At 62.2% G+C, this 21245-nt stretch carries 19 protein-coding genes; 4 read left to right on the top strand and 15 right to left on the bottom strand.

The features are described 5' to 3' along the window. The first annotated feature begins 63 nt into the window (after positions 1–63). From AC2YJX_RS12190 to AC2YJX_RS12200, 3 genes are read left to right on the top strand one after another with little or no spacing between them, the layout of a single operon-like run. Positions 64–1134 carry a tetratricopeptide repeat-containing glycosyltransferase gene (locus tag AC2YJX_RS12190; RefSeq protein WP_487256358.1) on the top strand — a complete coding sequence of 357 codons (1071 nt, stop codon included), beginning with the start codon at positions 64–66 and terminating at the stop codon, positions 1132–1134. A gap of 31 nt (positions 1135–1165) precedes the next feature. Continuing rightward, positions 1166–2239: a PLP-dependent cysteine synthase family protein gene (locus tag AC2YJX_RS12195; RefSeq protein ID WP_487256195.1), complete on the top strand. Its 1074-nt coding sequence runs from the start codon at positions 1166–1168 to the stop codon at positions 2237–2239. 49 nt (positions 2240–2288) lie between these two features. Beyond that, positions 2289–3410, top strand: coding sequence for a lipocalin-like domain-containing protein (locus AC2YJX_RS12200; protein ID WP_121505810.1), 1122 nt, complete (start codon positions 2289–2291; stop codon positions 3408–3410). A 63-nt stretch (positions 3411–3473) separates the two neighbouring features. On the opposite strand, the gene AC2YJX_RS12205 is transcribed toward AC2YJX_RS12200, so the two are convergent. The 5 genes from AC2YJX_RS12205 to AC2YJX_RS12225 all read right to left on the bottom strand — a co-directional run bounded on the left by AC2YJX_RS12205 (position 3474) and on the right by AC2YJX_RS12225 (position 8208). After that, positions 3474–4475: a branched-chain amino acid ABC transporter permease gene (locus AC2YJX_RS12205; protein WP_055393257.1), complete on the bottom strand. Its 1002-nt coding sequence runs from the start codon at positions 4473–4475 to the stop codon at positions 3474–3476. Positions 4476–4487: 12 nt separating this feature from the next. Continuing rightward, positions 4488–5372, bottom strand: coding sequence for a branched-chain amino acid ABC transporter permease (locus AC2YJX_RS12210; RefSeq protein ID WP_010463953.1), 885 nt, complete (start codon positions 5370–5372; stop codon positions 4488–4490). Positions 5373–5470: 98 nt separating this feature from the next. After that, positions 5471–6667, bottom strand: coding sequence for an ABC transporter substrate-binding protein (locus tag AC2YJX_RS12215; protein ID WP_055393256.1), 1197 nt, complete (start codon positions 6665–6667; stop codon positions 5471–5473). A 57-nt stretch (positions 6668–6724) separates the two neighbouring features. After that, positions 6725–7438 (bottom strand): ABC transporter ATP-binding protein, encoded by a 714-nt coding sequence (locus AC2YJX_RS12220; RefSeq protein ID WP_055393254.1) that lies wholly within the window; start codon positions 7436–7438, stop codon positions 6725–6727. Further along, complete coding sequence (locus AC2YJX_RS12225; RefSeq protein ID WP_055393252.1) at positions 7438–8208, bottom strand: ABC transporter ATP-binding protein; 771 nt, start codon at positions 8206–8208, stop codon at positions 7438–7440. Before AC2YJX_RS12225 ends, AC2YJX_RS12220 begins: the two co-directional genes overlap by 1 nt. A gap of 375 nt (positions 8209–8583) precedes the next feature. Here AC2YJX_RS12225 and AC2YJX_RS12230 point away from each other — a divergent pair, with 375 nt between their 5' ends. Then, a complete protein-coding gene (locus tag AC2YJX_RS12230) occupies positions 8584–10398 on the top strand; it encodes an ABC transporter transmembrane domain-containing protein (protein ID WP_218300599.1) in 1815 nt (604 codons plus the stop codon). A gap of 164 nt (positions 10399–10562) precedes the next feature. Here the strand turns inward: AC2YJX_RS12230 and AC2YJX_RS12235 are convergent, their stop codons facing one another. Genes AC2YJX_RS12235 through nuoG form a run of 10 tightly spaced genes read right to left on the bottom strand, consistent with a single transcriptional unit; the run spans position 10563 to position 21239 of the window. Beyond that, on the bottom strand, positions 10563–11048 hold the full coding sequence (locus AC2YJX_RS12235; RefSeq protein WP_055393248.1) for a DUF1178 family protein: 486 nt from the start codon (positions 11046–11048) through the stop codon (positions 10563–10565). A gap of 24 nt (positions 11049–11072) precedes the next feature. Beyond that, on the bottom strand, positions 11073–11378 hold the full coding sequence (locus AC2YJX_RS12240) for a DUF2818 family protein (protein ID WP_055393246.1): 306 nt from the start codon (positions 11376–11378) through the stop codon (positions 11073–11075). 25 nt (positions 11379–11403) lie between these two features. Beyond that, on the bottom strand, positions 11404–12897 hold the full coding sequence (gene nuoN, locus AC2YJX_RS12245; protein WP_055393244.1) for an NADH-quinone oxidoreductase subunit NuoN: 1494 nt from the start codon (positions 12895–12897) through the stop codon (positions 11404–11406). A gap of 13 nt (positions 12898–12910) precedes the next feature. Then, positions 12911–14386 carry an NADH-quinone oxidoreductase subunit M gene (locus AC2YJX_RS12250; protein ID WP_487256196.1) on the bottom strand — a complete coding sequence of 492 codons (1476 nt, stop codon included), beginning with the start codon at positions 14384–14386 and terminating at the stop codon, positions 12911–12913. Between the two features lie 12 nt (positions 14387–14398). Beyond that, complete coding sequence (gene nuoL, locus AC2YJX_RS12255) at positions 14399–16444, bottom strand: NADH-quinone oxidoreductase subunit L (RefSeq protein ID WP_055393240.1); 2046 nt, start codon at positions 16442–16444, stop codon at positions 14399–14401. 31 nt (positions 16445–16475) lie between these two features. Further along, on the bottom strand, positions 16476–16784 hold the full coding sequence (gene nuoK, locus AC2YJX_RS12260) for an NADH-quinone oxidoreductase subunit NuoK (protein WP_005793248.1): 309 nt from the start codon (positions 16782–16784) through the stop codon (positions 16476–16478). Beyond that, positions 16781–17449 carry an NADH-quinone oxidoreductase subunit J gene (locus AC2YJX_RS12265; protein WP_055393238.1) on the bottom strand — a complete coding sequence of 223 codons (669 nt, stop codon included), beginning with the start codon at positions 17447–17449 and terminating at the stop codon, positions 16781–16783. Before AC2YJX_RS12265 ends, nuoK begins: the two co-directional genes overlap by 4 nt. 50 nt (positions 17450–17499) lie before the next feature. After that, positions 17500–18012: an NADH-quinone oxidoreductase subunit NuoI gene (gene nuoI / locus AC2YJX_RS12270; RefSeq protein WP_010463942.1), complete on the bottom strand. Its 513-nt coding sequence runs from the start codon at positions 18010–18012 to the stop codon at positions 17500–17502. A 12-nt stretch (positions 18013–18024) separates the two neighbouring features. Next, positions 18025–19107 carry an NADH-quinone oxidoreductase subunit NuoH gene (gene nuoH / locus AC2YJX_RS12275; protein ID WP_055393236.1) on the bottom strand — a complete coding sequence of 361 codons (1083 nt, stop codon included), beginning with the start codon at positions 19105–19107 and terminating at the stop codon, positions 18025–18027. Continuing rightward, positions 19104–21239 (bottom strand): NADH-quinone oxidoreductase subunit NuoG, encoded by a 2136-nt coding sequence (gene nuoG, locus AC2YJX_RS12280; RefSeq protein WP_121420709.1) that lies wholly within the window; start codon positions 21237–21239, stop codon positions 19104–19106. The genes nuoH and nuoG overlap by 4 nt, the downstream gene beginning before the upstream one ends. Positions 21240–21245 lie beyond the last annotated feature (6 nt).

Genomic DNA, 21245 nt, shown 5'->3' on the forward strand with positions numbered 1-21245 from the left:
GCGCAATCTGCCGGGGTCCGGATTCCCCGCCTCTAAAGCCCACGCTGAAGACCTATGCGACACATGCCCCCCGTCGTGCTCAACATGATCATCAAGAACGAGGCCCCGGTGATCACCCGGTGCCTCGCTTCGGTCAAGCCCTGGATAGACCACTGGGTCATCGTGGACACGGGCTCCACCGATGGCACGCAGGACATCGTCCGCGAGTTCATGCACGACGTTCCCGGCACGCTGTTCGAGCGCCCCTGGAAAAACTTTGCGCACAACCGCAACGAAGCACTAGAGTTGGCGCGCCCCTATGGCGGCTACCTGCTCTTCATTGATGCCGACGAGCAACTGCGTGTGCCGCCCGAATTTGCCTGGCCCGCGCTCTCGGCTGACGGCTACACCCTGACCTGCCACATGGACGGCTGGGAATACCAGCGCAACAGCCTGATTGCCACACGCATCGGCTGGCACTGGGAGGGCGTGCTGCACGAGTACCTGACTGCCAAGCAGCACGGCCCCTGGCAAACGCTGCAGGGGCCGGTCATCCACGTCTCCCATGATGGCGCCCGTGCACGCGACCCGGAGACTTACCTGCGCGACATGGCCTTGCTGGAGCAGGCCGTGCGCGACGACCCCACCAACACGCGCAACGTGTTCTACCTGGCCCAGAGCTGCCGCGATGCCGGGAAGATCGAGCCCAGTTTGTTGTGGTACCAGCGCCGGGTGGATATGGGGGGCTGGGAAGAAGAGCGCTGGTACGCCCTGTTCCAAATCGCCGTGCTGCACGAGCGCAACCAGGCCCCCACCTCCATCGTGCGCGAGGCCTATCTGGCCGCCTACGCAGCCCGCCCCCAGCGGGCTGAACCGCTGTGCGAACTGGCCCGCTACCACCGCGAACGTGGCGAACATGCGCTCGCCACGGTGTTTGCGCTGCAGGCGTCGCAGATTGCGCAACCCGCAGACATTCTTTTTGTGGACACACAGGTGTACGCCTGGCGTGCACTGGACGAGCTGGCCGTCAGTGCCTTCTACACCCCCCACCGTGATCTGGGCCGTGCCGCGCTGCAGCGGCTGCTGGCCAAACGCCGCTACCCTGAGGCACAAGCCCAGCGCATAGAGGCCAACCAGGCGTTCTACGGGCTTTGACCACCCTGGTGACCCGATGAGGGCTGCGACAATGCAGCCCATGCAGAAACAGCCCTCCGCTTCTCCCTGGCTCCACGAAGCCATCGCCCGCATCGAAGCCGACTACCAGCGCAGCGCCGACACGCACCTGATCCCACTGCGCCTGCCTGCCTTTGCCGTGCATGGCATTGACTTGTACCTCAAGGACGAATCCACCCACCCCACAGGCAGCCTCAAGCACAGGCTGGCACGGTCGCTGTTTCTGTATGCACTGTGCAATGGCTTGGTGCATGAGGGCTCGACCATCGTCGAATCGTCCAGCGGCTCCACCGCAGTGAGCGAAGCCTACTTTGCGCGGCTGCTAGGGCTGCCGTTTGTGGCGGTGATGCCGCGCACCACGTCACCCGAAAAAATTGCGCAAATCGAGTTCCATGGCGGGCGTTGCCACTTCGTGGACAGCGCGGGCGCGGTGTACGACGCGGCCCGCACCATTGCCGCCGAAACCGGCGGCCACTACATGGACCAGTTCACCTATGCCGAGCGGGCCACCGACTGGCGCGGCAACAACAACATTGCCGAAAGCATGTTCACGCAGATGGCGCGCGAGCCGCACCCTGTGCCGCGCTGGATTGTGGTGGGCGCGGGCACGGGCGGCACCAGCGCCACCATTGGCCGCTATGTGCGCTACCAGCGCCATGCCACGCAGGTGTGTGTGGCCGACCCGGCGGGTTCGGTGTTCAGCGCCTACCACCGCACAGGCGATGCCGCGCTGACAGCGCCGGGCTCACGCATCGAGGGCATCGGCCGGCCGCGTGTGGAGCCGAGCTTTATCCGCACGCTGGTGGACCGCATGGTGGATGTGGCGGACTGCGAATCGGTTGCTGCCATGCGCGCGCTGTCGCAGTTGCTGGGACGGCGTGTGGGGCCGTCCACGGGCACCAACTTTGTAGCCATGCTCACGCTGGCCAGCGAGATGCGCGAGCGGGGCGAGCGCGGCTCCATCCTGTCTCTGCTGTGCGATGCGGGCGAGCGCTACCTGCCCACGTACTTCGACACCGACTGGGTGGACCGCACGTTTGGCGATTGCTCGGCGGCGCAGCAGAAGGTGGATGCGTTGATGGGCTGAGCGCCCTGCCCCGTCCCGCAATTCCATCCCGTACCTTGACCCCCACACCATGCACAGCTCCACACGCCGCCAGTGGCTGATGGGGGCCAGCCTACAGGCAGCCGGGCTGGGTGCGCTGCTCTGGCCGGGTGCGGCGCAAGCACTGCCCGCGCGCGCTCTGGCCTTTCCGCGCGACCACGGCAGCCACCCGGAGCTGCGCACTGAGTGGTGGTACATCACCGGCCATGTGCAGGCGCTGGGCCTGCCGTGGGGGTTTCAGCTCACGTTCTTCCGGTCGCGGGTGGATGCCACGCAGGGCCTGCAATCGGCGTTTGCGGCCAAGCAGCTGCTGTTTGCGCATGCGGCCATCACCGACGTGAAAGGCCAGCGCCTGCGGCACGACCAGCGCATTGCGCGTGCGGGTTTTGGCGTGGCGCAGGCCAGCGAAGCGGACACGCGCATCCGGCTGCAGGACTGGACGCTGGAGCGCAGTGATGTGCCGGGCAGCACTCCCGGTGAGGCGCCGCGCAGCCGCTACACCACGCGCATCACCGGCAGCGAGCTGGGGCTAGAGCTGCAGTTCGACAGCACGCAGCCCGTGCTGCTGCAAGGCCAGCAAGGCCTGTCGCGCAAGGGGCCGGAAGCGACGCAGGCGAGCTACTACTACAGCCAGCCGCAGCTGGCCGTGAGCGGGCACCTGACAGTGGCGGGCCGCCGCATGGCGGTCGAGCCTGGCACCGGCCGCGCGTGGATGGACCACGAGTGGAGCGAGGCGCTGATGCACCCCGAGGCCCAGGGCTGGGACTGGATCGGCATGAACCTGGCCGATGGCAGCGCGCTCACGGCCTTCCGCCTGCGGCGCGCGGATGGGTCTGCGCTGTGGGCCGGAGGGTCGTGGCGGGCACCAGGGCAGGCCGCGCAGGTGTTTGGTGCGCAGGCCGTGGTCTTCACCCCGCTGCGCACCTGGGCCAGCCCGCACAGCGGCGCGCGCTACCCGGTGCAGTGGCGGGTGCTGACGCCGGTGGGGCAGTTTGAGGTGCGCGCGCTGTTGGACAACCAGGAGCTGGACAGCAGTGGGTCCAGCGGCGCGATTTATTGGGAGGGGCTGTCCGACCTGCTGGACGGCAGCGGACAGCCCGTGGGCCGGGGCTATCTGGAGATGACCGGATATGCAAAGCCGCTGCGCCTGTAAGGGCGGAAGCGGCTTTTTGAGCAGCATCCAGGTAGCAGCCCGCCGTTGCGGGCCATGACGGGGTCAGTGCTTGGCAGTGTTGCCCGCGCGGCGCTGTGCCAGCCAGGCAATGATTTCGCCCATGATGCCCCGGCGGAAGGCCAGCACGCAGATCACGAAGATCAGCCCCGTGACCATGGTGACGGATTCGCCCAGGGTCTTGAACCACTCCACGCTGGTCAGCGCCGCCAGCAGGTTGCCGAATTCACCGATCTTGTTTTCGAGCAGAACCACCACGGCCGAGCCGATGAGCGGGCCCGACAGTGTGCCCAGGCCGCCCACCAGCGTCATCAGGATGACCTGACCCGAGGCCGTCCAGTGCACGTCCGACAGCGTGGCAAAGCCGAGCACAAGCGTCTTGAGGGAGCCCGCCAGCCCCGCCAGCGCAGCCGACAGCACAAAGGCCAGCAGCTTGAAGCGGTGTGTGTCGTACCCCAGAGAGATTGCGCGGGGCTCGTTCTCTTTGATTCCCTTGAGCACCTGGCCGAACGGCGAGTGGATGGTGCGCACGATAACGAGGAACGCAGCCACCACGATGACCAGCGCCACGTAGTACATGACCAGATCGTCCTTCAGATCGATCAGGCCAAAGAGCTTGCCGCGCGGCACGCCCTGCAAGCCGTCTTCACCCCCGGTGAAGGGCGCTTGCAAGCACACAAAGAACAGCATCTGGGCCAACGCCAGCGTGATCATTGAAAAATAAATGCCCTGGCGGCGGATGGCCAGCCAGCCAAACAGCAGGCCCAGCAAAGCCCCCCCGGCCGTGCCCAGCAGCAGGCCCACCTCGGGCGTGAGGCCCCACACCTTGATGGCATGCCCCGCCACGTAGGCCGCCCCGCCCAAAAATGCTGCATGCCCGAATGACAGCAGGCCGGTGTAGCCCAGCAGCAGGTTGAACGCCGAAGCAAACAGTGCAAAGCACATGAGCTTCATCACAAAGATGGGATAGGCACCAAGGAAGGGGGCGGCAATCAGGCCCAGCAGTAGCAGGCCGTAGCCGATGGTGGCAGTGTTCTTGAGATTCATGCTGGCTGCCCCTTATTTTTCTTTGCCGAACAGGCCGGCGGGGCGGATGAGGAGAACGATGACCATGATGACAAACACCACGGTGGACGATGCTTCGGGATAGAAGACCTTGGTGAAGCCTTCGATGACGCCCAGGCCCAGCCCGGTCAGGATGGAGCCCATGATGGAGCCCATGCCGCCAATCACCACCACGGCAAACACCACGATGATGAGGTTCTGGCCCATGAGCGGCGTGACCTGGTAGACCGGGGCCGCCAGCACGCCAGCGAAGGCAGCCAGCGCGGCGCCAAAGGCGTAGGTCAGGGTCACCATCACGGGCACGTTGATGCCGAAAGCTTCCACCAGGCGTGGGTTTTCAGTGCCCGCGCGCAGATAAGCGCCGAGCTTGGTCTTCTCGATCACATACCAGGTGGCCAGGCACACCACCACCGAGGCCACCACCACCCAGGCCCGGTAGTTGGGCAGGATCATGAAGCCCAGGTTGGTCGCGCCTTCCAGCAGCTCAGGGGTGTCATAGCCCAGGCCCGACACGCCATAGATGGAGCGGAACACGCCTTCGATCAGCAAGGTGAGGCCGAGCGTGAGCAGCAGGCCATAAAGATGGTCCAGCTTGTAGATCCAGCGCAGCAGCAAGCGCTCGATCAACACCCCAAACAAGCCCACCACCAGCGGCGCCAGCACCAGCATCCACCAATAGTTGATGCCGAAGTAGTTCATCGCCATCCAGGTCATCAGGGCGCCCGTCATGAACAGCGCCCCGTGGGCGAAGTTGATGACGTTGAGCAGGCCAAAGATCACGGCCAGGCCGAGACTGAGGATGGCGTAGAACGACCCATTGACCAGCCCCAGAAGGAGCTGGCTCAACAGGCCCGGCAATGAGACACCAAAAATTTCCATGGGAGGCAGCGGCAGGTGGAGGGGGTTCAGGTCAGGGGGCACAACGCGCCAGGCCAGCCCATCTGGGCGGCTGAGCGCGTTGAGTCCGGCTCAGGGCTTTACTTCCAGAGCGCGCACTTGCTCTCAGCCTTGGTGGTGAACACCGTGTCGCCGGGCAGCTTCTTGACGAGCTTGTAGTAGTCCCAGGGCTTGGTGGACTCCGAAGGCTTCTTCACTTCCATCAGGTACATGTCATGCACGTAACGGCCATCGGGGCGCAGTTGGCCAGACGCAAAGAAGTCGTTCATCTTCATGCCCCGCCATGTGGCCATGACCTTGTCGGCATCCACCGTCTTGGCTGCTTCCACGGCCTTGAGGTAGTTCATCGTGGCGGAGTAATCGGCCGCCTGGATTTCGGTGGGCATGCGCTTGGTCTTCTCGAAGAAACGCGCGGCAAATTTGCGCGTGTCGTCGTTCAGATCCCAGTACCAGCTGGTGGTGAATTGCAGGCCTTCGGTGTTGCGCAGGCCCAGGCTGTGCACGTCGCTGATGAAGATCAGCAGACCCGCCAGCTTCATGCTCTTGCCAATCCCGAACTCCTTGGCAGCCTTGATGGCGTTGATGGTGTCGCCGCCAGCATTGGCGAGACCCAGAATCTGTGCCTTGGAGTTCTGCGCCTGCAACAGGAAGGACGAGAAGTCGGACGCGTTGAGCGGGTGGCGCACGGTGCCCACCACGGTGCCGCCCTTGGCCTTGACCACCGTGCTGGTATCGGCTTCGAGTGCATGGCCGAACGCATAGTCTGCCGTGAGGAAGTACCAGGACTTGCCGCCGGTATCCACGATGGCCGAACCCGTGCCCTTGGCCAACGCCACGGTGTCATAGGCATAGTGCACGGTGTAGGGCGTGCACTGGTCGTTGGTCAGCGCCGAACTGGCGGCGCCGTTGTTGATGTACACACGTTTCTTTTCGGCCGCCACCTTGGCCGATGCCAGGGCCGTGCCAGAGTTGGTGCCACCAAACAGCATGGTCAGGCCCTGGGTGTCGATCCACTCGCGGGCCTTGGAAGCCGCGATGTCGGCCTTGTTCTGGTGGTCTGCGGTGAGCAGCTCGATGGGCATGCCCAGCACCTTGCCGCCAAAATCATCAATCGCCATCTGGATGGCCACCGCACCGTTCTTGCCCTCCACGTCGGCGTACAGGCTGGACATGTCGGTGATGAAGCCGATCTTGACCTTGTCTTGCGCATGCGCGGCCGAGGTGGCCAGGCCAGCGGCGCCCAGCACCAGTGCCAGCGTTTTGAGTTTGTTCTTCATGGATTGTCTCCTGTGGGTGTGGTTGAAGAAAACGGGAAGCAAGACTTCGGGGCGCGTTCAAACGCCCAGCAGTTCGGTGAGCACGGGCATCTTTTCTTCCAGCTCCGACGCGCCAAATTTTTCGACGATGCGGCCGTGCTCCATGACGTAAAAGCGGTCGGCGAGCGGTGCGGCAAAGCGGAAGTTCTGCTCGACCATGACCACGGTGTAGCCTTTCTCGCGCAGCATCATGATCATGCGGGCCAAGGCCTGCACGATGACCGGCGCCAGGCCCTCGGAAATCTCGTCGAGCAGCAGCAACTTGGCGCCAGTGCGCAGAATGCGGGCCACGGCCAGCATCTGCTGTTCGCCGCCCGACAGGCGTGTTCCCTGGCTGTTCTTGCGCTCGGCCAGGTTGGGGAACATGGCATAGATCTCCTGCACCGACATGCCGGGCGTGCCGGTCTTCAGTGCCGGGGGCAGGAGCAGGTTTTCTTCGCACGACAGGCTGGAGAAGATGCCGCGCTCTTCCGGGCAGTAGCCCACGCCCAGGTGCGCAATGCGGTGCGTGGCCATGTGGATGGTCTCCACACCATGGATCTTGACCGAGCCCTTGCGCGCACCGGTCAGGCCCATGATGGCGCGCATGGTGGTGGTGCGGCCCGCGCCGTTGCGGCCCAGCAGCGTGACCACCTCGCCGGGCTGCACAACGATGTCCACACCATGGAGCACGTGCGACTCGCCGTACCAGGCTTCAAGGTTCTTGATTTCGAGGGCGGGAGCGGCAGCCATCAATGCGCTCCTTGGAGTTGACCGTCGGTGGTGCCCATGTAGGCTTCCATGACCTGTGGGTTGTTCGAAACTTCTTCGTAGGGCCCCTCAGCCAGCACTGCGCCGCGCTGCAGCACGGTGATGCGGTCCGCAATGGTGGAGACGACCTTCATGTTGTGCTCGACCATCAAGATGGTGCGACCGGCAGAGACCTTTTTGATCAGCTGGGTGACGCGGTCCACGTCTTCGTGGCCCATGCCCTGGGTGGGCTCGTCCAGCAGCATCAGCTCGGGTTCCATGGCCAGTGTGGTGGCGATCTCCAGCGCGCGCTTGCGGCCGTACGGCAGGTTGACCGTCACTTCGTCGGCCAAGTCTTCCAGGCCCACTTCTGTCAACAACTGCATCGCGCGGTCGTCCAGTTGCGACAGGGTGCGCTCGCTGCGCCAGAAGTGGAACGAGGTGCCCAGCTTGCGCTGCAGGCCCAGGCGCACGTTCTCCATCAGCGTGAGGTGGGGGAACACCGCCGAGATCTGGAACGAGCGGATGACGCCGCGGCGCGCGATCTGTGCGGGCTGCTCTCGCGTGATGTCGTGCCCGTTGAACCGGATGGTGCCCGAGGTGGGTGTGAGAAACTTGGTCAGCAGGTTGAAACACGTGGTCTTGCCTGCGCCGTTGGGGCCGATCAGCGCATGGATGGAGCCCCGGCGGACGGCCAGATTCACATCGCTGACGGCGGTGAAGCCCTTGAACTCTTTGGTCAGGCTGTGGGTTTCAAGAATGACGTCGCTCATTGCGCCTGGGTCGCTCCGTTGGGTGCTGGGGAAAGAAGCCTTGGCCAGCAAGGTCCTCATACATGCGTTGTGATCGCAGTGCATCGTATGCCCCCCTACCCCGCAGTAGATACTGGGACTAATGCCTATGTATAAACGCCTACGCTTTCGGACATCGCGACCTGCGGCGGTGCCCATGGCAACGGTGCACAGGCACGGCATCGCCCGCCCTTGCTGGTTTTGGAGGCGATACCCCGCACAAAGCGGTCTGTGGCTCGCCCCCGCTCACGCGTCAGCCCGCCAGGCAGAACACTGACTTTTTTCTTACATCTTGTCTTGCCAGTGCCACGATGGCGCGCCCAGCGGCGCATGGACGGTCCCTCTACACTGACCCCCATGGCTTCCACCCCCACTCAACCCTCCAGCGGCGCCCCACGGTCCCTGACGGGCCTCCTTCCCTTTCTGCGACCGTACCGCGCACGCATCGCGCTGTCGGTGGTGTTCCTGGTACTGGCAGCGCTTGCCACCCTGGCCTTCCCCCTGGCCTTGCGCAACCTGGTCGATGGTGGCCTGGTGAACCCCGACAAGGGGGCCCAAACCATGGCACTGCGCAATCATTTCGAGGCGCTGTTTGCCGTGGCGGTGGCACTGGGGGTGTTCTCCGCCGCGCGGTTTTACATGGTGAGCTGGCTGGGCGAGCGGGTGACCGCCGACCTGCGCAACGCGGTATACGGACATGTGCTGCAACAAAGCCCGCAGTTCTTTGAGACCACCCAGACCGGCGAAGTGCTGTCGCGCCTGACCACCGACACCACGCTGGTACAGACCGTCGTCGGCTCCTCCCTGTCGATGGGACTGCGCAACGCCGTGATGGGGGTCGGGGCGCTGGCCATGCTGGTGTGGACCAACCCCTACGTCATGTCGGTGGTCATGGTGGCCGTGGTGCTGGTGGTGCTACCCACCATGTGGATCGGCAGGCGCGTGCGGCGCCTGTCGCGCGACAGCCAGGACCGGGTGGCCGATTCCAGCGCCATAGCGGCCGAGGTGCTCAATGCCGTGCCGGTGGTGCAAAGTTACACGGCAGAACCCCGCGAGACCACCCGCTTCATGCAGGCCACCGAGAACGCGTTCCAGGTCGCCATCAAGCGCACCGGGGCCCGCGCCCTGCTCGTGGCCTTCATCATCATTGCAAACGCCGCACTGCTGCTCTGGGGGCTGTACCGGGGCACGGAGGCGGTGTTGGCGGGCAAGATGACAGCCGGGCATCTGGGGCAGACCGTGGTGTATGTGATCTTGCTGGCCGGTGCCGTGGCCGTGCTGGGCGAGGTCTATGGCGATCTGCTGCGCGCTGCGGGCGCCACGGAGCGGCTGATGGAATTGCTCGCGACCCGATCGCCCGTGGCAGACCCGATCGCGCCGCAGGACCTGCCTGTATCGGAACGGGGGCTGGAGGTGGAGTTTGAGAACGTGTGGTTCCACTACCCCTCGCGCCCCGACCAGCCCGCGCTGCACGACTTTACGCTGCACCTGGCGCCGGGCGAAACGGTGGCGCTGGTGGGCGCCAGCGGCGCGGGCAAAACCACGGTGTTCCAGCTGCTGCAGCGCTTTTACGACGTGGACACCGAGGCACAGGGCCAACCCCAGGGCGCCATCCGCCTCAACGGTGTGGACATCCGCCAACTGCGCCTGGAAACCCTGCGCTTGCACACGGGCACCGTACCGCAGGACGCCGTGATTTTCTCGGCATCGGCCATGGACAACATCCGCTACGGGCGCCCCCAGGCGACAGACGAAGAAGTCATGGCAGCCACACGTGCCGCCTTTGCACACGACTTCATCATGGCGCTGCCCGAGGGCTATGGCACTTTCCTGGGTGAACGGGGCGTGCGGCTGTCCGGCGGCCAGCGACAGCGCATTGCCATTGCCCGGGCCATGCTCAAAAACCCGCCCCTGCTCCTGCTAGACGAAGCCACCAGCGCGCTGGACGCAGAGAGCGAACGCATGGTGCAGGCGGCGTTGGATACCGCCATGCAGCGCCACACAGGTCGGCGCACCACGCTGGTCATTGCCCACAGGCTGGCCACGGTGCAGAACGCGGACCGCATTGTGGTGCTGGAACATGGGCGCATCGTTGAGCAAGGCACCCACACGGCCCTGCTGGCGCAAGGCGGCGTCTATGCCCGCCTGGCGGCGTTGCAGTTCACGGTGTAACGCCCGCACTGTCAGATCGCGGCCAACAGTGGGGGTTTACGGAGGGTTTCCGGCTAATCCCAGGCCGCCCGTCATATTGATATCAAATTGATAGCAATACTGTCTTACCCATCAAGCGCCAGCAGCCTAAAACATTTAATATTTTGGGCCCAAGCATCGATGGCCTACTGGAGCGTTTCCTTGGCGGCGGCGGGCAGAGGCAAGGGCATGACGGCGATCCCCTCCTCCAGCAACTCCATCGCCTCATCCGGAGTGGCCTGCCCGCGAATCGCGCGCTCCTGCACCTCACCGTGGTGCATGCGCCGGGCCTCCTGCGCAAAGCGCGCACCCACATCCTCGGTATTCGCGACGATCTTGCGGGCAAGGTCCAGCCAGGCAGCCTGTAATGCGGGGGGAAGTGCCGGAGAGTTTCCGACCTGGAGACTGCCGCCCTCGGGTGCGGCAGACGGTGTAGGCACGGCTGACGGTGCAGATGGCTCGCGCGCCCCCAGGTTCAGCCGGGGAGCACTCAAGCGTTTTTCAATGTGATCGTCCGCGCACAGCGGGCATTGCACCAATCCACGTTGCTTCTGGCCCTGGAAATCGTCTTCCGAAGCGAACCAGCCTTCAAAGACATGGCCCTGCCGGCATTGGAGATCAAGCACCTTCATGGCAAACCTTGGGCACGCTGGCCATCAGCCGTGGCGGCGCAGCAGGTAACGATAAACAAAACCTGGAAAGGCGAGTGTAAGGAACAGCGTCCCGGTGATCGCATAGAACTCCCAGCCTTGCGAAGCAATCTGCCCGGCCCTGCGCTCCAGCAACAGCGCCAAGCCACCCACCAGAAAGTACAGCAGGATCAGCTCGCCCAGGCGGCCCACCAGCGGCTTTCTCGGATTGGACTGTGGCCCTACCGCCAGCCAGCGGTGGTTGACAAAAGGCAGGTTGGCAGCAATGAACGCTGCCACGATGACCAGCCAGACGGACCCGGTAAGCGACACAGGAACAGCAGGCAGTGGGGAACGCTTAGGTGGCCAGCGCGCGCACGACAGCGTCAGCGCAAAGGGCCATCAAGCCGCCGGGCAGAAGGCCCAGCACCAGCAGGAGCGCGCCGTTAAGGGTCAGCACCACACGCACATCCGCCGGGGCGGACACGTTCGAGGCCGTCAACGGTGCGTCGAAGTACATGACCTTCACCACCCGCAGGTAGTAGAAGGCGCCGATCAGCGACATGATCACCGCGAACACCGCCATCGCGATGTACAGGGTCTGGCCTGAGGCCACCAACGCCTGCAGCACGGCCAGCTTGGCGTAGAAACCCACGAGCGGCGGAATACCGGCCATCGAGAACAGGCAGACGGCCATCACACCGGCGTACAGGGGGCTACGCTGGTTGAGGCCAGCAAAGTCCGAAATTTCCTCGCTTTCGAAGCCTTCGCGGGCCAGCAGCAAGATCACGCCAAAGGCTGCCAGCGTGGTGAGCACATAGGTCACCACGTAGAACATCGAGGCGCTGTAGGCGTTCTCAACGGCCGTAGCATCCACATTGCCGTTCACCACACCCGACATCAGACCCAGCAGCACAAAGCCCATTTGCGAGATGGTGGAGTACGCCAGCATGCGCTTGAGGTTGGTCTGCGCGATGGCGGCCAGGTTACCCACGAGCAGCGAGCCAATCGCCAGCACTGCCAGCATCTGCTGCCAGTCGATGGCCAAGGGCAACAACCCGTCCACCAGCAGGCGGATGGTGATGGCAAACGCTGCCAGCTTGGGCGCACCACCGATCATGAGCGTGACCGCCGTGGGAGCGCCCTGGTAGACGTCGGGAATCCACATGTGGAAAGGCACGACACCCAGTTTGAAGGCCAGACCGGCCACCACGAACACGAGGCCGAAAACCAGCACCTGGTGGCGAATCTGGCCTGAATTGACGGCCTTGAACACCTGACCGATATCGAGCGAACCCGTGGCGCCGTAGATCATGGACAGGCCGTACAGCAGGAAGCCGCTGGCCATGGCGCCGAGCACGAAATACTTCATGGCCGCTTCTGTGGCCGTGGCATTGTCACGGCGCAGGGCCACAAGCGCGTAGCTCGACAGGGTCAGCAGCTCCAGACCCAGGTAGATCACGAGGAAGTTGTTGCCCGAGATCATGATGAACATGCCCAGCAGCGCAAACATCGACAAGGTGAACATCTCGCCGCCACGCATCATGCCGCGATCTGCCGCGTAGGGTCGGGCATAGACCAGCGTGATCATCATGGCCACCGTGGCGAAGCACTTGAGCCAGTTGCCCATGGCATCGCTCACCACCATGTTGCCAAACCCATAGAAGGTGTTGCCGCTGCTGGCGTACATGGCCTGCAATCCAGCCACCACGGCGAGCGTGAGCAGGGTGAGCACGTAGGTGGCGGTGCGGCGGGCGCTGTGCACGCCCAGGTCGACCAGCGCGATCACGCAGGCCATGGTCAACAGCACGATTTCGGGGTAAATCGCGAGCCAGCTGATGTTGTCAATCATCTTCTTGAATCTCTTAGTTCAGCTTCGACAGCGCAACATGCTTGAGCAGTTCCGCCACCGAGGTGTCCATCACGTCCGTGAACGGACGGGGATACAGGCCCATGGCCAGAACGGCAATGCCTAGCAAGGCAAGCACCAGGAATTCGCGGCTGTCGATGTCGGTCAGGCCCTTGACGTTGTCATTGCCCACTGGCCCCAGGTATACGCGCTTGAACATCCACAGCGTGTAGGCGGCACCAAAGATCAGCGCAGTGGCGGCGGCCAGACCGATCCAGAAGTTGGCCTTGACAGCGCCAAGGATCACCATCCACTCGCCCACAAAGCCGGCAGTGCCTGGAAGGCCGCAGTTGGCCATCGCAAACAGCAGCGCAAAGGCCGTGAAGTTGGGCATGGTGTTGACCACACCGCCGTAAGCGGCGATTTCACGCGAATGCACGCGGTCATACAGCACGCCAATGGACAGGAACATCGCGCCTGAGACAAAGCCGTGGGCAATCATCTGCACCAGACCGCCAGACACGCCCAGATCGTTGAAGATAAAGAAGCCCAGAGTCACAAAGCCCATGTGCGCCACAGACGAATACGCCACCAGTTTCTTCATGTCCTTCTGGACCATGGCCACCAGACCCACATAGATCACGGCAATCAGCGACAGGGCAATCATCAGCCAAGCCCACTCGCGCGAGGCATCGGGGGCGATGGGCATGGAGAAACGCAGGAAGCCGTATGCGCCCAGCTTCAGCATGATGGCGGCCAGCACGGCGGAGCCTCCGGTGGGCGCCTCCACGTGCACGTCGGGCAGCCAGGTGTGCACCGGCCACATCGGCACCTTCACGGCAAACGCCGCAAAGAAGGCAAAGAACAGCAGCGTCTGCGCCGTACGGCTCAACGGCAACTGGTGCCACGTGGCAATGTCGAAGCTGCCGCCTGACTGGTTGTACAGGAAGATCAGTGCGATCAGCATCAGCAGCGAACCGAGCAGCGTATACAGGAAGAACTTGAACGCCGCGTAGATCTTGTTGGGGCCACCCCAGATACCGATGATCAGGTACATCGGAATCAGCGTGGCTTCGAAGAACACGTAGAACAGCATGCCGTCCAACGCCGTGAATACGCCAATCATGAGGCCCGACAGGATCAGGAAAGCCCCCATGTACTGGTTGACGCGCTCGGTGATGGACTCCCAGGAAGCCACTACGACGATGACCGTGATGAATGCCGTCAGCGGCACGAACCAGAACGAGATGCCATCCACACCCAGGTGATAGTGGATGTTGAAGCGTTCGATCCAGGCTGCCTTCTCGACAAACTGCATCGCCGCCGTGCCCAGCTGGAACCCATCGTACAGGGGTAACGTCACCAGGAAGCCAGCCACGGCCCCCACCAGCGCCAGCCACCGCACCGCGCGGGCATGCTCATCCCGCCCAATGGCCAGCAGCAGTACACCGAAGGCAATCGGTGCCCAGATTGCAAGACTCAACAGACCCATTTGTTGTTTTCCTTATTTGATGAGCTGCAACAGAGCATCGCCCCAGACAAACCAGGTCATCAGCGCGAAGACACCCAGGATCATCACCAGCGCGTAGTGGAAGATAAAGCCCGACTGCATCCAGCGCACGATGCCGGAAACTCCACGCACCAACTTCCAAGAACCGTTCACGAGAGCGCCGTCGATGATGGCCTGATCGCCTACCTTCCACAGCCCGACACCCAGCGCACGAGCACCACGGGCGAGGATGTTCTCGTTGATCCAATCGAGGTAATACTTGTTCTCCAGCAAGGTGTACAGCGGCTGGACACGTGCCTTGATGCCCGCAGGCAGCGCAGGATTGACCATGTACATGTAGTACGAAGCAGCCACCCCCGCCAAAGCAAGCCAGAAAGGCGCTGTCTGCAGACCATGCAGTGCCATCCCCACCGGACCGTGGAAGATTTCTGCCAGCTTCGCCATGGCCGGGTGCTTGGCCGCATCGACAAAGATCACGTCCTTGAAGAAGTCACCAAACAGCATGGGCTGGATGAACATGAAGCCCACCACAACCGAAGGAATGGCCAGCAGCACCAGCGGCACCGTCACCACCCAGGGGGATTCGTGTGGCTTGGCATCGTGCCCGTGGTGATCATCATGACCATGATGGTCGTCATGGTGCGCATCCGGGTTCTGGTCGTAGCGCTCCTTGCCATGGAAGACCAGGAAATACATGCGGAACGAATAGAACGCCGTGATGAACACACCTGCGAGCACGGCAAAGTGCGCAAAACCGGCTGCGGGCAGTTGGCTGAAGTGCACGGCCTCAATGATGCTGTCCTTGGAGTAGAAGCCCGAGAACAGCGGTGTACCGATCAACGCCAGCGAACCCAGCAGTGAGGTGATCCAGGTGATGGGCATGTACTTGCGCACGCCGCCCATCCAGCGGATATCCTGGTTGTGGTGCATGCCCATGATGACCGAGCCGGCCCCGAGGAACAGCAGCGCCTTGAAGAACGCGTGGGTCATAAGGTGGAACACGGCCACCGAGTAAGCCGATGCGCCCAGCGCTACGGTCATATAACCCAGCTGCGACAGCGTGGAATAAGCCACCACACGCTTGATGTCGTTCTGGATGATGCCCAGGAATCCCATGAACAACGCCGTGATGGCACCAATCACGAGGATGAAATTCAGGGCCGTATCAGACAGTTCAAACAGGGGCGACATGCGCGCCACCATGAAAATGCCCGCGGTCACCATGGTTGCCGCGTGGATCAGCGCCGAGATAGGGGTTGGACCTTCCATCGAGTCGGGCAACCACACGTGCAGCGGGAACTGGGCCGACTTGCCCATCGCACCAATGAACAGGCAGATGCAGATCACGGTGATCAGCATCCAGTCGGTGCCGGGGAATGGCAGACCACCCAGCTCACCCGTCTTCGCGAACACTTCGCCGTAGTTCAACGTGCCAGCGTAAGCTGCGATCAGGCCAATGCCCAGGATGAAACCGAAGTCGCCCACCCGGTTGACCAGAAAGGCCTTCATGTTGGCAAAGATCGCCGAAGGCTTGTTGAACCAGAAGCCGATCAGCAGGTAAGAGACCAGGCCCACGGCTTCCCAACCGAAGAACAGCTGCAGAAGGTTGTTGCTCATCACCAGCATCAGCATGGAGAACGTGAACAACGAGATGTAGGCGAAGAAACGGTTATAGCCGTCGTCCTCTTCCATGTAGCCAATGGTGTAGATGTGCACCATCAGCGACACGAAGGTCACCACGACCATCATCATGGCGGTGAGGCTGTCCACCAGGAAGCCCACTTCCATCTTCAGACCACCAACAACCATCCAGGTGTACAGCGTCTCGTTAAAACGCGCGCCATCGATCGCAACGCTCTTGAGCGTCATCGCAGACAACACGAACGCCACGAGCACGCCCAGGATCGTCAGGGTATGGCTCAGGCGTCGGCCTATCCAGTTACCACCAAAGGTCGTACCAAAGATGCCGGCCAGCAAAGCACCCGCCAGCGGAGCCAGTGGCACGGCCAGGAGCGTTGAAGCAGAGAGGGTTTGACTCATTCTTGAGAACCTTGGGAATACGGGTAGCCCATCAACCCTTGAGGGTGTTGAGGTCTTCCGCGTTGATGCTGGACTTGTTGCGGAACAGCAGCACCAGGATGGCCAGGCCGATGGCCGATTCGGCTGCCGCCACGGTCAGGATGAAGAACACAAACACCTGGCCGTGCATGTCGCCCAGGTAGTGGGAGAAAGCCACGAAGTTCATGTTCACCGCCAGCAGCATCAATTCGATGGCCATCAGCAGCACGATCAGGTTCTTGCGGTTCAGGAAAATCCCGATCACCGCGAGCGCGAACAACATCGCACCCAGCGAGAGAAAGTGTCCCAATGTCAGCGTCATGCTTTTTTCTCCTCGACGGCCGGCTCTGCCTGTGCTTCGTCCACCGGCTTCTGGGTCGCTGCGACCTTCACCACTTCCAGGCGGTCCGCAGCACGGACGCGGATCTGCACCGAAGGATTGATGGCCTTGCTGTCCTTGCGCTGGCGCAGGGTGAGCGCAATGGCGGCAATCATGGCCACCAGCAGAATCACAGCTGCGATTTCAACGGGATAAAGGTATTCGGTGTAAAGCAGCTTGCCCAACGCCTTGGTATTCGAATACGGGACCACCTGCCCCGCAGCATCCACCATGGTGGCGACGGCCTTGGGCTCGTCCATGCCACGAAACCCGCCCATCAGCACAGCGGCCATTTCCAGCGCAATCAAAGCGCCTACCGTGGCGGCCAGGGGAAAGTGCTTCCAGAAGCCTTTGCGCACCGTGTCGATGTGAATATCAAGCATCATCACGACGAACAGGAACAGCACCATCACCGCGCCCAGGTACACGAGCACCAAGGCAATGGCGAGGAATTCGGCTTTGAGCAGCAACCACACCGCTGCCGCCTGCGAAAACGCGAGGATGAGATAGAGCACGGCATGCACAGGATTGCGCGCAGTGATCACCCGGAAGGCTGCAAACAGCAGCACAACCGAGAAGAGGTAGAAGAAACCAGTCTTGGCGTCCATGAATCGGGTCTTTATAGAAAGTCTGGCAAAGAGGCTGAAGCCTGCACCGCTCAGCGGTACTTTGCGTCCGCAGCCTTGGCTGCCGCAATTTCACCTTCGTACCGGTCGCCCACGGCCAGGAGCATGTCCTTCGTGAAATACAGATCGCCACGCTTTTCGCCGTGGTATTCAAAGATGTGCGTCTCCACGATGGAATCCACCGGGCAGCTTTCTTCACAGAAACCGCAGAAGATGCACTTGGTCAGATCGATGTCATAGCGAGTGGTGCGGCGGGAGCCATCGGCACGGACGTCTGACTCAATCGTGATCGCCATGGCGGGGCAAACGGCCTCGCACAACTTGCAGGCGATACAACGCTCTTCCCCGTTGTCATAGCGTCGCAGCGCATGCAGACCGCGAAAACGGGGTGAAAGAGGCGTCTTCTCTTCCGGGAACTGCACAGTCACCTTGCGGCGAAAGGCATAGCGGCCCGTGAGGGCCATGCCCTTGAGCAACTCCACGAGCATGAAGCTCTTGAAGAAATCCTTGAACGAAAAAGGTGCAGCAGCAGCAACAGCAGTCATTTGTGTCCCCGCTTATTTCCAGATATTCCAAGGCGAGAGCAACCACCCGCCGACAAACAACAAATACACCAGCGTGACTGGAATAAAGATCTTCCAGCCCAGACGCATGATCTGGTCATAACGGAAACGGGGGAAGGTCGCCCGGATCCAGATGAACATGGACACCACAAGGAAGGTCTTGATACCCAGCCAGATCCAGCCGGGAATCCAGTTGAACAACGCACTGTCGATGGGGGGCAGCCAGCCGCCAAGGAACATCAGTGCAGCCAGGATGGAAACGAGCCACATGCTGGCGTACTCAGCCAGGAAGAAGATCGCAAAGCCCATGCCGGAATACTCCACCATGTGGCCGGCCACGATTTCCGCCTCGCCTTCCACCACGTCAAACGGGTGGCGGTTCGTTTCAGCAACCCCAGAGATCAGGTAGACCAGAAAAATGGGCAGCAGCGGGAGCCAGTTCCAGGACAGGAAGGTCAGGCCCTTATCCGCAGCCATGCCACGCCCCTGCCCCATCACGATTTCGGTCAGGTTCATGCTACCGGAGACCATGATCACGACCAGGAAGCAGAAGCCCATGGCAATTTCGTAGCTCACCATCTGTGCGGAAGCACGCAGCGCACCGAGAAAAGCATACTTGGAGTTCGAGGCCCAGCCAGCGATGATCACACCATAGACCTCGATCGAGGTGATGGCCATGACCAGCAGCAGACCTGCATTCACATTGGCCAAGGCCACATCGGGGCCAAAGGGAATAGCCACCCAGGCAGCCAGTGCCGGCATGATGGCCATGACAGGTCCCAGGACAAACAAGCCCTTGCTGGCCGCCGTGGGCTGGATGATTTCCTTGGTCAACAGCTTCAGCGCGTCAGCGATAGGCTGCAGCAACCCCATGGGACCCACGCGGTTGGGTCCATGGCGCACCTGCATGAAGCCCAGGAGCTTACGCTCCCACAGCGTGAGGTAGGCCACCGCACCCATCAAAGGCGCCAGGATACAAACGATCTTGATCAGGATCCAGAGCACCGGCCAGACGATGCCAGTCCACCACCCAAAAGAAAGCAGGTTCAGGCCCGCGTTGTAGATCGCGTCGATCATGCGGCCACTCCTTCACGTGCCATGCGCGCGTCGGCAGTGAGCTGCAACGACGTGGAACGGCGCACCAGGCCGTCTAGTTGATAGATGGATGCGACCACGGGTTCACCTGCTGCGGCTGTCGCAGCGACTGGCACCGTCCTCACAGCGTTCGACATCTGAGCAGCCGCCAATTGCGTGACCGTGCCCGCTGGGGCATTCGTGGCACGGGCCAGCACGTCCTGCGAGGTTTCAAAGTCGAAGCCCGGCACACCCAGCAGATTGGCCAGAACGCGCAGAACCTTCCATGCAGGACGGGCGTCACCCAGAGGGCGCACCACGGCGTGGAAGCTCTGCAGACGGCCTTCCGCATTGACGAAGCTGCCAGACGTCTCTGTGAACGGGGCAATTGGCAACAAAACGTCACTGAACTCCATGTTGGCCTTGAAGGGGCTCAACGTGATCACCATGTCTGCACCAGACAGCGTGGCAGCAGCACTGGCGCCCGCAGCGGAGTCGTACACCGGCTCAGTATTGAGCAACAAGGCTGCCTTCAGACCACCGGAAAGCATCTGGCCCGCATTCAAGCCACCATTGACAGGATGAGCCCCCACGAACTGAGCACCCACCGTATTGGCGGCTTCCGTCAGGTAGCCGACGGATGCCCCCGTGTTCTCACCAATCCAGTTGGCCAGCGCCAGCAATTGCGTAGCTTGTGCATGGTGCGCAGCTGCATTGCCCAGCAACAGCGCCTTTCGTTCGCCACCCAGCAGGGTACGGGCGATCGCCAAGGCACCCTCGGTCACTGCACCTGCCCCCGCAGGCGCAGAAGCACCTTTCTCCTGCGCCACCGCAGCAGCGATGCCGCCAAGCGCCGCCACCCATTGGGCAGCAGGCTGCAGCAGGGAGTGTTTCACCGGCATTGCCCAGTCAGCCAGGGCCGAATCGACCACACTGACCTGACAGCCGTGGCGTGCTGCCTGGCGAATGCGCTGGGCGAACAACGGATGGTCCTTGCGCAGGTTGGAGCCCACCACAAGCACACTCTGCAACGTGGACAACGAGGCAATGGACGTGCCAAGCCAGCGGATACCTTCGGGCGCTGCAAATTCAGCATTGCGCAGGCGGTAGTCAATGTTGTCACTGCCCAGACCACGCACCAATGCAGAAGCCAGGTACAACTCTTCGACCGTGCTGTGCGGACTGACCAGAGCGCCAATGCTGTTGGCGCCGTGGTCATTCTTGATGTTCTTCAAACCGTTGGCGACGTATTCCAGTGCGGTCTGCCAATCGACCTGCCTCCACACCCCGCCCTGCTTGAGCATCGGCTGGGTCAGGCGTTCGTCGCTGTTGAGCGATTCGTACGAGAAGCGGTCACGGTCGGCAATCCAGCATTCGTTGACAGCCTCATTCTCGAACGGCACCACGCGCATGACCTTGTGGTTCTTGACCTGAACAATCAGGTTGGAACCGGTCGAATCGTGGGGGCTCACCGAACGGCGGCGCGACAACTCCCAAGTACGGGCGCTGTATCGGAAAGGCTTGCTCGTGAGCGCACCGACCGGGCAGATGTCGATCATGTTGCCCGACAGCTCGGAGTCCACCGTATCACCGGTGACCGTTGTGATCTCCGAGTGCTCGCCGCGATGGATCATGCCCAGCTCCATCACGCCGGCCACTTCCTGGCCAAAGCGCACGCAGCGGGTGCAATGGATGCAACGGCTCATTTCCTGCATGGAAATCAGCGGGCCGACATCCTTGACAGGCACCACGCGCTTTTCTTCTTCGTAGCGCGAAGAAGAGCCGCCATAGCCCACGGCCAGGTCCTGCAACTGGCATTCACCGCCCTGGTCGCAGATGGGGCAATCCAGCGGGTGGTTGATCAGCAGGAACTCCATGACCGACTGCTGGGCTTTGATAGCCTTGTCGCTCTTGGTGCGCACGATCATGCCCTGCGTCACCGGCGTAGCGCACGCTGGCATGGGCTTGGGAGCCTTTTCCACATCCACCAGGCACATACGGCAGTTGGCGGCGATCGAAAGCTTCTTGTGGTAGCAGAAATGCGGAATGTAGGTGCCCGCCTTCTCGGCCGCATGCATCACCATGCAGCCTTCGGCGACTTCCACTTTCTGACCGTCCAGTTCAATTTCAACCATATGTTT

Source organism: Acidovorax sp. SRI_002 (assembly GCF_057586455.1).